Source organism: Streptococcus sp. P25B114, assembly GCF_053010325.1.
The window spans coordinates 98,942-114,194 of sequence record NZ_JBRKNW010000004.1; the positions used below are offsets into that span (position 1 = coordinate 98,942).

12 protein-coding genes and 1 pseudogene are annotated in these 15,253 nt (G+C 45.5%); 11 read left to right on the forward strand and 2 right to left on the reverse strand.

What is annotated here, in order from left to right; translation table 11 throughout:
• Positions 1 to 105: 105 nt before the first annotated feature.
• Together ACVC7T_RS03190 and ACVC7T_RS03195 are read right to left on the reverse strand one after the other, a co-directional pair.
• On the reverse strand, positions 106 to 1,071 hold the full coding sequence (locus ACVC7T_RS03190; protein ID WP_105111512.1) for a LacI family DNA-binding transcriptional regulator: 966 nt from the start codon (positions 1,069 to 1,071) through the stop codon (positions 106 to 108).
• Positions 1,052 to 2,506 (reverse strand): sucrose-6-phosphate hydrolase, encoded by a 1,455-nt coding sequence (locus ACVC7T_RS03195; protein ID WP_447262450.1) that lies wholly within the window; start codon positions 2,504 to 2,506, stop codon positions 1,052 to 1,054. Before ACVC7T_RS03195 ends, ACVC7T_RS03190 begins: the two co-directional genes overlap by 20 nt.
• A 204-nt stretch (positions 2,507 to 2,710) precedes the next feature.
• Here ACVC7T_RS03195 and ACVC7T_RS03200 point away from each other — a divergent pair, with 204 nt between their 5' ends.
• From ACVC7T_RS03200 to ACVC7T_RS03250, 11 genes and pseudogenes are all read left to right on the forward strand, one after another.
• On the forward strand, positions 2,711 to 4,657 hold the full coding sequence (locus ACVC7T_RS03200) for a sucrose-specific PTS transporter subunit IIBC (protein WP_172008914.1): 1,947 nt from the start codon (positions 2,711 to 2,713) through the stop codon (positions 4,655 to 4,657).
• Positions 4,658 to 4,747: 90 nt separating this feature from the next.
• Positions 4,748 to 5,629, forward strand: a complete 882-nt coding sequence (gene scrK / locus ACVC7T_RS03205; RefSeq protein WP_394733595.1) for a fructokinase ScrK — start codon at positions 4,748 to 4,750, stop codon at positions 5,627 to 5,629.
• 111 nt (positions 5,630 to 5,740) lie between these two features.
• Positions 5,741 to 6,682, forward strand: coding sequence for a mannose-6-phosphate isomerase, class I (gene manA, locus ACVC7T_RS03210; RefSeq protein ID WP_105160196.1), 942 nt, complete (start codon positions 5,741 to 5,743; stop codon positions 6,680 to 6,682).
• Positions 6,683 to 6,928: 246 nt separating this feature from the next.
• Positions 6,929 to 9,448 (forward strand): preprotein translocase subunit SecA, encoded by a 2,520-nt coding sequence (gene secA, locus ACVC7T_RS03215; RefSeq protein ID WP_447262451.1) that lies wholly within the window; start codon positions 6,929 to 6,931, stop codon positions 9,446 to 9,448.
• 88 nt (positions 9,449 to 9,536) lie between these two features.
• The gene (gene acpS, locus ACVC7T_RS03220) at positions 9,537 to 9,899 is read left to right on the forward strand and encodes a holo-ACP synthase (protein ID WP_105122894.1); all 363 of its coding nucleotides are present in this window, start codon (positions 9,537 to 9,539) and stop codon (positions 9,897 to 9,899) included.
• Positions 9,889 to 10,995: an alanine racemase gene (gene alr / locus ACVC7T_RS03225; protein WP_105122895.1), complete on the forward strand. Its 1,107-nt coding sequence runs from the start codon at positions 9,889 to 9,891 to the stop codon at positions 10,993 to 10,995. Before acpS ends, alr begins: the two co-directional genes overlap by 11 nt.
• Before the next feature lie 146 nt (positions 10,996 to 11,141).
• The gene (nagA, locus tag ACVC7T_RS03230) at positions 11,142 to 12,290 is read left to right on the forward strand and encodes an N-acetylglucosamine-6-phosphate deacetylase (RefSeq protein WP_105122896.1); all 1,149 of its coding nucleotides are present in this window, start codon (positions 11,142 to 11,144) and stop codon (positions 12,288 to 12,290) included.
• A gap of 103 nt (positions 12,291 to 12,393) precedes the next feature.
• Entirely contained in the window at positions 12,394 to 13,395 is a 1,002-nt protein-coding gene (lacD, locus tag ACVC7T_RS03235) for a tagatose-bisphosphate aldolase (RefSeq protein ID WP_105122897.1), read from the forward strand.
• Positions 13,396 to 13,916: 521 nt separating this feature from the next.
• Entirely contained in the window at positions 13,917 to 14,366 is a 450-nt protein-coding gene (locus tag ACVC7T_RS03240; RefSeq protein ID WP_105122898.1) for a pyridoxamine 5'-phosphate oxidase family protein, read from the forward strand.
• 76 nt (positions 14,367 to 14,442) lie between these two features.
• Positions 14,443 to 14,784 (forward strand): metal-sulfur cluster assembly factor, encoded by a 342-nt coding sequence (locus ACVC7T_RS03245; protein ID WP_105122899.1) that lies wholly within the window; start codon positions 14,443 to 14,445, stop codon positions 14,782 to 14,784.
• 306 nt (positions 14,785 to 15,090) lie between these two features.
• A pseudogene (locus ACVC7T_RS03250) lies at positions 15,091 to 15,231 on the forward strand (IS30 family transposase); the annotation flags it as partial.
• Between the last annotated feature and the right edge of the window lie 22 nt (positions 15,232 to 15,253).

The window sequence follows — 15,253 nt, forward strand, 5'->3', positions numbered from 1 at the left end:
GAAGGATGCCATGAAATGTTCAGAGTTGACTAGTTTGGCTGTTTGTTGGATGATACAGGAGAAGTAGAATTTGACAAAAAAGACAAGCATTACACAATACTTGTCTTATATACTAGCTCCGGCGGATAGGCTGACTGGCAAAACGTAGTTCCGTTTATCCAGTTCCTTGCCCTCGATTTTATCAATCAACAAATCCACCATCAATTTGGCGATGTCAGTCAATGGCTGCTTAATGGTTGTCAGCTGTGGGTAATAATTTTCAATGAAATAAGTCCCATCGTAGCCAATCAATTTGAGGTCTTGCGGAATAGTCAAATTGAGCGATTGGGCAACGTTCCAGACCAGCATAGCTGTCAAATCGTCTGACACAAAGATGCCGTCGGGGGCGTGCTTTTCCAGAATGGACTTGATTTCCATTTCCTTGCGAATGGGTGTAAAGTCGCTGGCAACGTGATAGACGGTTTCATCTGGTAAGACGGAGAGGAAACCAGACCGACGCAGACCAGTAGGGGAGTCGGAATTATCATTCCCCGAAATCATGATAGGTCGTTTGCAGCCTGCCTTTTTCAGGGTTTGGGCCGCCAAGACTCCTCCTCCGTGGTTATCAGAAGAGACAACGGGAATAGTAGGAGAGAGATTGCGGTCAAAGGCAATAATTGGGGCGGAAACCCGGTCATAGTCCTTGATACCCAGGTTGTGACTGCCCGAGATGATGCCGTCAACCTGATTGGCCGCTAACATCTCTAGATACTCTCTTTCCTTGTCCGATTCATGCTGGCTGTTGCAAATAATGGTCTTATAACCTCGGTTGAAGAGTTGGCTTTCCAGGTGTCCAATCAGCTCGGCATAGAAAATATTATTGATAGTAGGGAAGATGAGTCCGACCAGCTTGGCCGATTTTCCCTGCAAGCTCCTCGCCAAATTGTTGGGCTTGTAGCCCAATTCCCGCATGGCATCCTGCACTTTTTTGACAGTTTTTTCTGACAAGTAGCCTTTTTTATTGATGACGCGGGACACGGTTGTGGGACTGACACCGGCTAGGGCAGCAACATCAGTTAGTTTTGCGACCATAATCTAAATGGTAGTAAGTTCCGGTTGGGTTGCCACTGGTAATGGCAATGCCATTTTGATCAGCATCAGGGAAGACGCGACCAGAAAATACTTTTTCTCCTTTATTGATGAAAATTTCAAAGACAGACTTGTCTATGAAAATATTGGCAGTCAAAGCTCCAGACTCAATGTCACAAGTTCTGCTTGTTCCATATTCAAGGGCAAAGGGCTGACCACAATGTTCGCGGTCCAAGCTAATCTGTCCCTTTTCTGTATCAACTGTCAGCACCAAGCCTTTTTGGTCTGCATTGGCAAAGAGGACGATTTCATGCTTGCTGTTGGCAGGAATAGTCAAGTCTAGTTCGTAAACATTATTGGTTGTTTCTTGGTTTGAAAATGGCTGAGCTTCTTGACGCAGGCTGGTAATGGCTTCGACTGGGTACTGGTAAAGTTTGCCGTCCTTGATTGTCAGCTCTTTGACCAAGGACAAGCAACCTTGGTAATCGAAAGCATCGGTTGGGTATTCAACATCTGGAAGGGCCAACCAGCTGACAGATAGGGCACGGCCATCCGGAGCATTGAAAGCCTGGGTTGCGTAGCACTCAAAACCGTAGTCAAGGTTGATTAACTCACTCGGTGCTACAATTTTTCCTGTTTCAGGGTCAAATGCCTGGCCAATCTTGTACATATTTGGATAGATGTTGCCGTAGTCCAGAACAGACTTGTCCAGACCCTGTGGGCAGTAGAGCAGGACGGGTTGGTCACCGACGAAGGCAATGTTTGGACATTCCATCATGTAGGCCGTCAGGTCATTTTCAAAATCCAAATCCGCCACATAGGTCCAATTGAGGTAGTCGTTGTTTTCAGCCTTGTAGAGCTTAACAATCCCCTTCAAATCCAGATTTTGTCCACCGACGATGGCGTAATATTGTCCCTTGTAGTTGAAAATCTGTGGGTCACGGAAATGGTCTGTCGTGTCCTCTGGCTGCTCAATCAAGACCTTGTCAATCTTCTCGATCTTGCCATCCTTGTCCATGAGGGCGCCAATCTGATAGGTGTGGCGTTGCCAATTTTCATCGCGGACATTTCCTGTATAGAATAAAAAGAGTTTATCGCCGAATTCCATAGCAGAACCAGAGTAGGCACCGTGGCTGTCCAGAGGCGTGTCAGGGTAGACAACTGTACCAGTCGGCTCAAAATGCACCAGGTCAGTTGACTCAGTATGGACCCAAGATTTGAGACCGTGAGCTGCACCAAATGGGAAATACTGGTAGAAGAGGGTCCATTTTCCATTAAAGTAAGAAAAACCATTAGGGTCATTGAGCAAACCGTGAGGTGTTTCGATGTGGAAGTTAGTTCTCCAAGGTGAGCTTGCAGTATTTTGTTTAATTTTTTCAATGTATTCTGGCGACCAGTCAGCATAAGCTCGGTAGCGCTCTTCAGTTGTAAAAGCCATTTGTCTACTCCATATCTTCTAATTATTCATTTAATATAGTAAACGTTTTCTTGAAAAAAATCAAGCTTTTACTGTGATTCTTGGAATTTTTTAAAAAAATCTGCAAAACGTTTGACATATTCGTAAAAACCATATATAATAAAAACATCGAAAGAGTGAAAACACTTTCAATAATAAAAATATACAAAAAGGAGATTTTTGTAAATGGATTATAAAAAAGTTTCTGCCGAAGTGATCGAAGCGGTTGGGAAAGATAATCTAGTTGCGGCAGCACACTGTGCTACTCGTCTTCGTTTGGTTCTGAAGGATGAATCCAAAGTGAACCAAAAAGCCCTCGATGACAATGCAGATGTCAAAGGGACATTCAGTACGAATGGTCAGTATCAAGTTATCATCGGACCTGGTGATGTAAACTTTGTATATGCAGAGCTCATCAAGGCTACAGGCTTAAAAGAAGTTTCAACAGATGATTTGAAACAGATTGCAGCGCAAGATAAGAAGTTCAATCCATTGATGGACTTAATCAAGCTCTTGTCAGATATCTTTGTGCCAATCATTCCGGCTCTCGTTGCTGGTGGTCTATTGATGGCGCTTCGTAACTTCTTGACTTCCCCAGATTTATTTGGTCCAAAATCAATTGAGGAAATGTATCCTGCTATCCAAGGCATTTCTGCGATGATTCAATTGATGTCAGCAGCTCCATTCATGTTCTTGCCAGTCCTTGTAGGTATCTCCGCTGCGAAACGCTTTGGTGCAAACCAATTCCTCGGTGCGGCTATTGGTATGATCATGACCACTCCAGATTTGGGTGGTAAAGAAGCTTTTTGGGATATTTTTGGTTTCCAAGTAGCTCAAACAAACTATGCATATCAGGTTATTCCAGTTCTTGCAGCAGTTTGGCTTCTTGCGACGCTTGAAAAATTCTTCCACAAGAAGTTGCCATCAGCAGTTGACTTTACATTCACACCATTATTGTCAGTAATGATTACAGGTTTCTTGACATTTACATTCATCGGTCCTGTGATGTTGACTGTATCTGATGCGATTACTAACGCAATTGTTTGGTTGTACGATACAACTGGTGCGTTGGGTATGAGTATCTTTGGTGGTACTTACTCATTGATCGTAATGACTGGTCTTCACCAATCATTCCCAGCCATCGAGACACAACTTTTGTCTGCTTACAACAATAATGGTACAGGATACGGAGACTACATCTTTGTAGTTGCTTCAATGGCTAACGTTGCACAAGGTGCTGCAACTCTTGCTATTTATTTCTTGACAAAAAATGCAAAAACAAAAGGTTTGTCCGGTTCAGCAGCAGTTTCTGCCTTCCTTGGAATTACAGAACCTGCCCTCTTCGGGGTTAACTTGAAGTACAGATTCCCATTCTTCTGTGCTCTTGCAGGTTCGGCTATCGGTGCCCTCTTTGCAGGTTTGACTCATGTTATCGCTGTATCTCTTGGGGCAGCAGGTTTTATTGGCTTCCTCTCAATCAAAGCATCTTCTATCCCAATGTATGTAGTTGCTGAGTTGATTGCTTTTGCTGCAGCCTTTGCCTTTACTTACGTTTATGGTAAGACAAAAGCATCAGCAGTTTTCGCTGATGAAGCAGCAACAGCTGCTGCGGCAGCAGTGACAGCGTCTGTAGTTGAAACTTCAGAAAAAGTTGAAGAAACTGCAGAAATCTCTACTGCACAAGAAACTCTTGTATCTCCACTTTCAGGTGACGTTGTAGCTCTTGAAAATGTGAACGACCCAGTATTCTCATCAGGTGCTATGGGTAAAGGTTTGGCAGTTAAGCCAACTGAAGGTGTTGTCTATGCTCCAGCGGATGCAGAAGTAACCATCGCTTTTGAAACAGGCCATGCCTACGGTTTGAAAACAGCGACTGGTGCTGAAATCTTGATTCACATCGGTATCGATACAGTTTCTATGAACGGTAACGGTTTTGAGAAATTGGTTGCTGCTGGTGACAAGGTAAAAGCTGGTACACCACTTGCTAAATTTGACGCAGCGAAAATTGCTGAAGCAGGTCTTGATGATACAACCATGATCATCGTGACAAACACTGCAGACTTTACAGAAGTAGCTCCACTTGCTGAGGGTACAATCGCTCATGGTGCGGACTTCTTGAAAGTTGTTAAATAATCCGTAAAATAAGCACAGAAAAAGGCGGTAAGCCTTTTTCTTCTATTTCTATCTATGGTATAATGAAAAAAACAAAAAGGGAGAAAATTCATGACAAAATTATACGGAAGCTTGGAAGCTGGTGGTACAAAGTTTGTTTGTGCGGTTGGTGATGAGAATTTCCAAGTAATTGAAAAAACGCAATTTCCGACAACAACGCCCTATGAAACCATTGAGCGTACGGTAGAATTTTTCAAACGCTACGAAGATCGTTTGGCTGGGATTGCTATTGGTTCGTTTGGTCCGATTGATATTGATCAAAACTCACAAACCTATGGCTATATCACTTCAACGCCAAAACCTCATTGGTCAAATATTGACTTGCTGGGCTTGATTGCAAAAGAATTTAACATTCCTTTCTACTTTACGACAGATGTAAACTCTTCTGCTTTTGGTGAGACCTTGGTGCGCAAGGGTGTGAAGAGCCTGATTTATTATACGATTGGTACAGGTATCGGTGCTGGGGCTATTCAAAATGGTGAGTTTATCGGTGGTCTCGGCCATACCGAAGCAGGCCATACTTACGTTGCACTCCACCCTTACGATGTAAAAAATGAATTCAACGGCGTTTGTCCTTTCCACAATGGCTGTTTGGAAGGTCTGGCAGCTGGTCCTTCCTTGGAAGGTCGTACAGGCATCCGCGGTGAGTTGATTGAGCTCAACTCTGATGTCTGGGATGTACAGGCTTACTATATTGCTCAGGCCGCAGTGCAGGCAACACTTTTGTATCGTCCGCAAGTCATCGTTTTCGGTGGTGGTGTGATGGCGCAGGAGCACATGCTTAACCGTGTCCGTGAGAAATTTACAGGCCTCATGAATGACTATCTGCCAACGCCAGATGTCAAGGACTATATCGTGACACCTGCTGTTGCGGAAAATGGTTCTGCGACACTCGGAAACTTTGCTTTAGCCAAAAAAGTAGCTGAAAAATAAGTCTGACATAAGAGAGAAGCTTGGCTCTGCCAGGCTTTTCTGTGGCTCTTCATTGGCGTTTATTGAGAAATTTGATAAGATAGGGCTAGAAGAATTGAGAAGGAGACTATTATGGCACAACCATTATTTTTAAACTCCGTCATGCAGGAAAAAATCTGGGGTGGGAATCGTTTAGAGACCGAATTCGGTTATGAAATTCTCAGCCAGACGACCGGTGAATTTTGGGCCATTTCGGCTCATCCCAACGGCGTTTCCGTCGTAGCCAATGGCGATTACAAGGGTACTCCCTTGGACAAGTTATATGCTGAGCGTCGTGATTTATTTGGCGACAGCGACAGTCCAGTTTTTCCGCTTTTGACCAAAATTCTGGATGCCAATGATTGGTTGTCTGTTCAGGTTCATCCGGACGATAGCTATGCCTTAGAGCATGAGGGCGAATTGGGAAAGACTGAGTGCTGGTATGTGATTGCGGCGGATGAGGGAGCTGAGATTATCTACGGTCACGAGGCCAAGAGCCGTCAAGAATTGGCCCAGATGATTGAGGACAAGGAGTGGGAAAAATTGTTGACCCATGTGCCGGTCAAGGCAGGTGACTTTTTCTATGTGCCAAGCGGAACCATGCACGCTATCGGCAAGGGAATTATGATTTTGGAAACCCAGCAGTCCAGCGACACGACCTATCGGGTCTATGATTTTGACCGCAAGGATGATGTTGGCAACCTCCGTGATCTCCATATCCAGCAGTCTATTGATGTCCTGACCATTGGTGAGCCAGCAAACAGCCACCCCGATACTGTTGAAGCTGGGGCGCTGAGGGCCACAACTTATGTCAGCAATGAATTTTTCACGGTTTACAAGTGGGAAATCGAGGGTGCGGTCATTTTCAAAAAACAAGCTCCCTACTATCTAGTCAGCGTCCTTGATGGTGTAGGCCAATTGCAGGTTGATGGTCAAGTCTACGAGATTGAAAAAGGAAGCCACTTTATTTTGCCAAGCAATGTGCTGGAATGGGAATTTTCAGGGCAATTGGAAATGATAGTTAGTCATCCATAGAATCTGGAAGGCAGTCCTGCTAAGGGGCTGTTTTCTTTGTGAAAAGCGTGTTTGAGAGTTGTTCCAACCTTGAAAAAAACCAAATCTTGTGCTAGAATATATTATTGAACTATGTCATCTGGCCTGGAATTTTTAGGTTCTTGTCAAATGGTTGTCAGCTATTGATGGATGTAGCTTACCCAAAGACGGAAGGGTATCCTTGTGACAGGTCAGACAAGCAAAATCAAGTTAAGTAGGAAGTACAGAATGGTTAGAAATATGCTCCGCTCCATTATTGAAAATGATAAGGGTGAGCAAAGAAAATTAGAAAAAATGGCGGACAAGGTTTTCTCTTATGCAGATGCCATGGAAGCCTTGACGGATGAGCAGTTGCAGGCCAAGACGCAGGAGTTTAGGGACCGCCTTGCCAAAGGTGAAACCTTGGATGAACTCCTATATGAAGCCTTTGCCGTTGTTCGTGAGGGTGCGCGTCGTGTCCTGGGTCTCTATCCTTATAAGGTTCAGGTCATGGGTGGTATCGTTCTCCACAATGGTGACGTTCCAGAGATGCGTACTGGTGAAGGGAAGACCTTGACGGCGACCATGCCGGTTTACCTCAACGCCCTGACAGGTGAAGGGGTACATGTAGTAACGGTCAATGAGTACCTTTCTACTCGTGATGCGACTGAGATGGGTGAACTTTATTCATGGTTGGGTCTGTCGGTTGGGATCAACTTGGCAGCCAAATCACCTTTTGAAAAGCGTGAAGCCTATAACTGCGATATCACTTACTCCACCAACTCGGAGATTGGTTTTGACTACCTTCGTGATAACATGGTGGTGCGTGCAGAAGATATGGTACAGCGCCCGCTCAACTATGCCTTGGTCGATGAAGTTGACTCAATCCTGATCGACGAGGCCCGTACACCTTTGATCGTTTCAGGTCCTCAAGGCTCAGAAACAAACCAGCTCTATTTCTTGGCGGATAAGTTGGTCAAATCTTTGGATCGCGACGACTATATCATCGATGTACCGTCTAAAACCATTGGTTTGGCGGATTCAGGGATTGACAAGGCTGAGAAATTCTTCAAGCTGGACAACCTCTATGATATTGAGAACGTGGCTATTACCCACTTCTTGGACAATGCCCTCCGTGCCAACTATATCATGACCTACGATGTTGACTATCTGGTCAATGAAGAGCAGGAAGTCATGATCATCGATCCATTTACAGGTCGTACCATGGAAGGACGTCGCTATTCTGACGGTCTGCACCAGGCTATTGAAGCCAAAGAAGGTGTACCTGTCCAGAATGAATCCAAGACGTCTGCCTCTATCACCTATCAGAACCTCTTCCGTATGTATAAGAAATTGTCTGGTATGACGGGTACTGGTAAGACAGAAGAGGAAGAATTCCGAGAAATTTACAATATCCGCATCATTCCTATTCCAACCAACCGTCCAATTCAACGTATCGACCATGAAGACTTACTCTATCCAAACTTGGAATACAAGTTTAATGCTGTAGTGCGTGATGTCAAAGAACGTTACCAAAAAGGTCAACCAGTTCTTGTCGGTACTGTTGCGGTTGAGACCTCTGACTTGATTTCTCAAAAATTGGTGGCTGCAGGGGTTCCGCACGAGGTTCTTAATGCTAAGAACCACTACCGTGAAGCTCAAATTATCATGAACGCTGGTCAGCGTGGTGCTGTTACTATTGCCACCAACATGGCCGGTCGTGGTACGGATATCAAGTTGGGTCCTGGTGTGCGTGAACTTGGCGGTCTTTGCGTTATCGGTACGGAGCGCCATGAGAGCCGCCGTATCGATAATCAGCTCCGCGGACGTTCCGGTCGTCAAGGGGATCCAGGTGAATCACAATTCTACCTATCCTTGGAAGATGATTTGATGAAACGCTTTGGCTCAGAGCGAATCAAGGCCTTCATGGAGCGGATGAACTTGTCTGAAGAAGAGTCTGTCATCAAGTCTGGCATGTTGACCCGTCAGGTTGAGGCGGCGCAGAAGCGTGTCGAAGGAAACAACTACGATTCTCGTAAACAGGTCCTTCAGTATGATGATGTTATGCGTGAACAGCGCGAGATTATCTACAGCCAACGCCATGATGTGATTACTGCTGAACGCGATTTGGGTCCGGAAATTCGCTCTATGATTCAGCGGACAATTGAGCGCCTGATTGACGCCCATAAGAGCTTCAGTCGTGAAGAGGCCTTGGATTCAATTCTCAAATTTGCTCATGCCAATTTGGTTGACGAGGAGAGTTTGCGCCTATCTGATTTGGAAGACCTCAGCTATGGGGAAATTGCAGATGAATTGTACGACAGAGCCATTGCGGTTTATGATTTACAGATTGCCAAATTAAAAGATGAGGACCGTATTCGCGAGTTCCAAAAAGTCTTGATTTTGCGTGTAGTGGATAATAAATGGACAGATCATATCGATGCTCTGGATCAATTGCGAAATGCAGTTAGTCTGCGTGGTTATGCTCAGAACAATCCGATTGTCGAGTACCAGTCAGAAGCCTTTACCATGTTCAATGACATGATTGGTTCGATTGAGTTTGATGTGACGCGTTTGATGATGAAGGCTCAGATTCACGACAATATTGAACGTGAACGTGCAGCCCATGAGGCGCATACAACAGCAGTTAAGAATATCATCCCACCGACTCGTGCAGTTCCGAAAGAGGCCTTTGAGGGTGTCGATCGCAATGCACCATGTCCATGTGCTTCAGGGAAGAAATTTAAAAACTGTCACGGAAGACAGTAACAGCTTTTCGAATAGATAAAGAATAAACAGAACAGGAGCGTGGTGGGGCAGGAATGAGTAGCCTCCCCGCTCTATTTTTTAGGTGAAAATGATTATTGGTCACGGTATAGATTTACAGGAAATCGCAGCGATTGCAGCGGCAATGGAGGGCAAGCCCCGTTTTGTAGAAAAGGTGCTGACTGAATCAGAGAGAGAATGGTTTTCGAGCCTGTCTGGGCGCAGACAAGTTGAATTTTTGGCTGGTCGTTGGGCGGCAAAAGAAGCCTTTGTCAAGGCCATGGGAACGGGGATTGGAAAAATCGGTTTTCAGGATTTGGAGATTTTGCCGGATGAGAAGGGGCGTCCAGTGGTCACAAAATCGCCTGTAGCCTGTAAAGTTTGGCTGAGTATCAGTCATTCAGGGAATTTTGTCCAGGCCAGTGTCATTTTGGAGGAAGAGGATGAAAGCTAGCATACATCGGCCCACAGTAGCTAAGGTGAAGGTGGGCAATATTGGTCACAACTTTGATAGGCTGACAGAGAATCTGCCAGCTCGAACGAAGAAGTTTGCGGTTGTTAAGGCCGGTGCCTATGGCCATGGGGCTGTGGAAGTGGCGCGTGAATTGTCATCCAAGGCAGATGGCTTCTGTGTTTCCAATATGGACGAGGCCTTGGAGCTCCGCCAGGCCGGTCTGGAACATCCAATTTTGATTCTTGGTGTGGTCCCAATCGACTGCATTCCTCTGGCCCGCCAGACAAATATTAGTCTGACAGTGTCTAGTCTGGATTGGTGGCACTTGGTGCAGGAGGCAGGATTGGAACTGGACGGCCTGTCTGTCCATATCAAGGTGGATACAGGTATGGGGCGTCTGGGTTTTCGGAATGTTGAGGAAATCACTGAACTGATTGAAGAATTGGCAGCTGCTGATGTAGATTTTGAGGGTATCTTTACTCATTTTGCGGCTGCAGACCAGGCGGACGATTGCTATTATCAGGAACAGTTGCAAAATTTCCGGAGCATTCTGGACCAATTGACAAGCCTGCCGGATTTGATTCATGCTAGTAATTCTGCGGCCAGTATCTGGCATCCAGATGCTGTTTTCAATATGATTCGCCTGGGGGATGCTCTCTATGGCCTCAACCCAAGCGGTCGGGAGTTAGAACTGCCCTATGCTCTTCTGCCGGCCCTGAGCTTGGAGTCCCAATTGGTACAGACGAAGCTCTTGGACGCGGGCCAAAAGATAGGTTATGGTATGACCTACGAGAGCCAGGGGGACGAGTATATCGGGACGGTGCCAATTGGCTATGCAGATGGCCTGTTGCGGGCTATGCAGGGATTCTCAGTTCTTGTTGATGGGGAGCCTTGTCCGATTGTTGGTCGTGTCTCCATGGATCAGATTACCATTCGTCTACCAAAACCTTATCCCCTGGGGACCAAGGTAACCTTGATTGGTCAGGATGGGGACCGAGAAATCACCGTCCAAGACTGGGCAGATTATGTGGGGACTATCAATTATGAGGTGGTTTGTCTGCTGTCTTCACGCATTTATCGACAATATATAGAATAGTTAGATGGGCTGGGAATATTCTCAGCTCTTTTTGCTTGTTGTAAAATTTGGGAAAGAATGACCGATTTTTCGGTTTCTACTTGACAAGTGAAGCATTATACAATATAATAACAAGTGGATATAACCAGTTTAATAGGAGGAATAGCATGCCAACCTATATTAAAGCAAAATCAATTATTCTTGCTGAACAAGAGATAGAAAACGCTTACTTAGAAATTACAGAAAACGGTCAGTTCGGTCAAATCTTGACAGAAGAGCCGACGGGCGGTCAAATCATTGACCATTCAGCTTATCACCTTGCACCGGGATTGGTCGATACGCATATTCACGGCTACGCTTCTCACGATGTCATGGACAATGACTTTGAGGGGATTAAGACTATTTCAGAAGGTCTGTTAGCTTGCGGTGTGACCTCTTGGCTTCCAACAACCCTGACAGATTCCACAGAAAATCTGGATGCAGTATGTGAAACCATTGGGAAACATGCTGGTGAGGAGACCGGTGCGAAAATTCAAGGAATCTTCCTCGAAGGACCATTTTTCACTGAAAAATACAAGGGTGCCCAAAATCCAAAATACATGAGTGACCCTTCGATAGAGAAATTGGACAAGTGGCACAGCCTTTCCAATGGCTTGGTCAATAAGATTGCCATTGCTCCAGAGCGCGAGGGCGTTAAGGAATTTATCGAATTTGCCAATAGCAAGCAAATCCATACAGCGCTAGCGCATTCGGATGCGACTTTTGCACAAGCGCAGGCAGCGGTTGATTCAGGTGCCAATATCTTTGTCCATGTCTACAACGGTATGAGCGGTCTTCACCATCGTGAACCGGGTATGGTGGGCGCTGCGCTTAGTCTCAAAGATGTCTACGCAGAAATGATCTGTGACGGCCATCATGTCCACCCTGCAGCAGCTGAAATTGTTGTCAAAGCCAGAGGAGCGCAGGAAACGGTCTTGATTACGGACTGTATGCGGGCTGGTGGTATGGGCGAGGGCGAGTCTCGTCTGGGTGAATTTGAAGTCGTGGTCAAAGACGGCACAGCTCGCCTCAAAGACAGCGGTAGCTTGGCTGGTTCTATCTTGGAGCTTATCCAAGCGGTGCAAAATGTGGTCGAGTGGGACTTGGTCAGCCTGCCTGATGCCTTGAGAATGGCCTCTCTTGCACCAGCACGGTCTGTTAACATTGACCATGTCTGCGGTCAAATCGCTCCAGGTCGCGCAGCAGATTTCATTGTCGTGGATGATCAAGGTCAGCTCAAAGCGACCTATCTGGACGGTGTGAAGCGCTTCGGCTAAATTTCGTCATTTCGTTTATCTTTTATTGCTTTGTTATTAACTTGTTAGGCACTAGGCTAGCCTACTTAACTTTGTTTATCTCATTTTCCTAAGGAGGATTCTAATGACAAAACTACAACTTTCGCAAGCTAAGTTTGATCACATGACACGTTTGTCAAACAGTGATCAAGTCATTGCGGCTCTTGCTATTGACCAACGCGGTGCTTTGAAACGCCTTTTGGCGGCAGCTGCTGGTGGTGGTGAATTCGGCGACGATATTTTGATTGATTTCAAAAAAGTGATTTCAAGTGACCTGACACCTTATGCCAGCTCTATCCTTTTGGATGCAGAATATGGTGTACCTGCGTCAGAATTGCGCCATGCGGACTGTGGCTTTATCGCTGCCTATGAAAAAACAGGTTATGATGCCTCAACTCCGGGTCGTTTGCCAGATTTATTGCCAAACTGGTCAGCAAAACGGATCAAGGAATTGGGCGCAGATGCCGTGAAAATCTTGCTCTACTATGATGTGGATGACAAGCCAGAAATCAACGACATCAAACATGCTTGGGTTGAACGCATCGGTAGCGAGTGTTTGGCAGAAGATATTCCTTACTTCGTGGAAATCTTGACTTACGATGCCAGCGATATGGACGTGACTTCTCGCGAATATGCTGCCCTCAAACCACACAAGGTCAATGGCGCTATGCGTGAATTCAGCAAGGCGCGCTATAACGCTGACGTTCTCAAGGTGGAAGTACCTGTCAACATGAACTTTGTGGAAGGCTACACAACAGAAGAGCCAGTCTACACTGCAGAAGAAGCAAAAGCCTACTTCAAAGAGCAGTCTGAAAGCACGCATTTGCCATATATCTACCTCAGTGCGGGTGTATCTGCAAAACTCTTCCAAGAAACGCTTGTTTTTGCCAAAGAGGCAGGTTCAGACTTCAACGGTGTTCTCTGCGGACGTGCAACTTGGAAAGATGCTGTGGCAATCTTTGCCAAAGAAGGTGAAGAGGCTGCTAAGGCATGGTTGGCAGACCAAGGTCGTCGTAACGTGGAAGAACTCAATGGAGTTCTAGCTACAACAGCCCGTCCTTGGACAGAAAAAGTAGAAGTGAAATAATCGTGAATTACTAAGAGCCTGGGTTCAATCCTAGGCTCGCTTTCTTTAGTTCGTGTTAACATCTTAGCGCAGGGGTGATTGGCTTTCACAGTTTGGGGAACTGTGAAAGGTGGGAAATTGGGATTGTGAAACAATCCTCAGCACTTCGCGTTTAATGCTCCAAACCTATCCTAACGAATGATACGAACTCCGTTCGTTCAATTTCCAACCTCCAAAGGTTTCATAAACCTTTCTGATGCGAACAATGTTCGCCTTATCTCCAGCCTCCAACAGTCACTACTCCGACTGTTGGAGCTGTGCGGGGTGGGCTAAAACGGTCTGGGGATAGACCGTTTTAAATCAATAACAAGAAATAAAGACTTGTTGACGAACTATTCTTAGCTTTGTCGAGTTGAGCTCACTCCCTTTTTAAGTGGTTGAAAGCTCTAAAAATCTCGATAGGATCACTAAGTTAGGCTTAACAATAAATCTGTTTTTTTGCTATAATCAAGGTATAGAATCCGTTTTCAAGAGGTGTCATCATGGAACTAAAAGAAGTCATGCAATTGTTGGAAGAGATGAAGTTGGGGGTTTTTGCGAGCTTGGATCAAGATGGAAATCCGCATGCCCGTCACATTCATATCACAGCGGCCACTGAGGATGGGATTTTCTTCATGACCAGTCCCGAAACTCATTTTTATAAGCAATTAATGGGGAATCCGCGTATCGCTTTGACAGCCATGTCAGAAGATGGTTATCTGCTTCAGGTCGTGCGGATTGAAGGCTTGGTTCGTCCGGTGGAAAATGATTATTTGAAGACCATTTTTGCGGACAATCCTTATTACCAGCATATTTACAAGGATGAGGATAGCAATGACATGCAGGTCTTTCAATTGTATGAGGGGAAAGGCTTTTACCATAGTTTAACCCAGGGACATAAGTATGTCTTTTCAATTGGTAAGGGTGCATCTGGCACCATTCGGACCTTGTAAACTAGCCAAGAGGTGTAGATTTCTTCAAATTGTGGTAGAATAACAATTATATTATCTAAACAATGGGGGAAGACTTGTGAGAGAGGATATTAAACTCAACGAGAGAGCCGAGGTGCTGTCTGAGCAGCTAATTGCTGTTTTGGAAACCATTTATGATCCAGAAATTGAATTGGATATCTACAATCTTGGTTTGGTCTATGAAATCACTGTGGATGAGGCTGGTCTATGCAAGGTCATCATGACCTTCACGGATGCAGGTTGCTCCTGTGCAGATACCATGCCGGATGAATTGATTGCGGCTCTAAAAACCATTGACGGAATCGAAGATGCCCAGGTGGAAATCGTATGGTCGCCGGCCTGGAAAATGACCCGTATCAGCCGTTTGGGACGCATTACACTGGGGATTAGCCCAAGATAAAGGAAAAAAGTTGAAGATGGAGTGTCTTCAACTTTTCTTTGTACGACGGGCACGTCGTACATCTGAGGTGGAAGTCCTCTGTGGGGAGTCGCTACCGGTGAACCCGCTAGCGACTCCCAAGCCTGACTATCGTGAGGTAGTGGATTAAAACGGTCTGAGGAGAGACCGTTTTAAGTCTGACGCTAGAAACCAAGACCATCAGAGGAAGGGATAGCGACATCGTGGCACTACGAACAGAAACGTGATACAAAGGCGTATATAGCGGATAAGGTGGCAAAGAACACCAAAGTCCAAAAAGGTAGTCGTAGGCCTATCCGACGGTGGTTGCCGAAAGGAACCACAAAAACGACCCCGAAAGAAGTCGCTTTTATCGAAAATTGGATCAATAACTATCCCAAAAAATGTTTGGGCTACAAGTCACCGAGAGAATTTCTTATAGGTGGCTAACTCGGAATTGAAATTTGCCGTC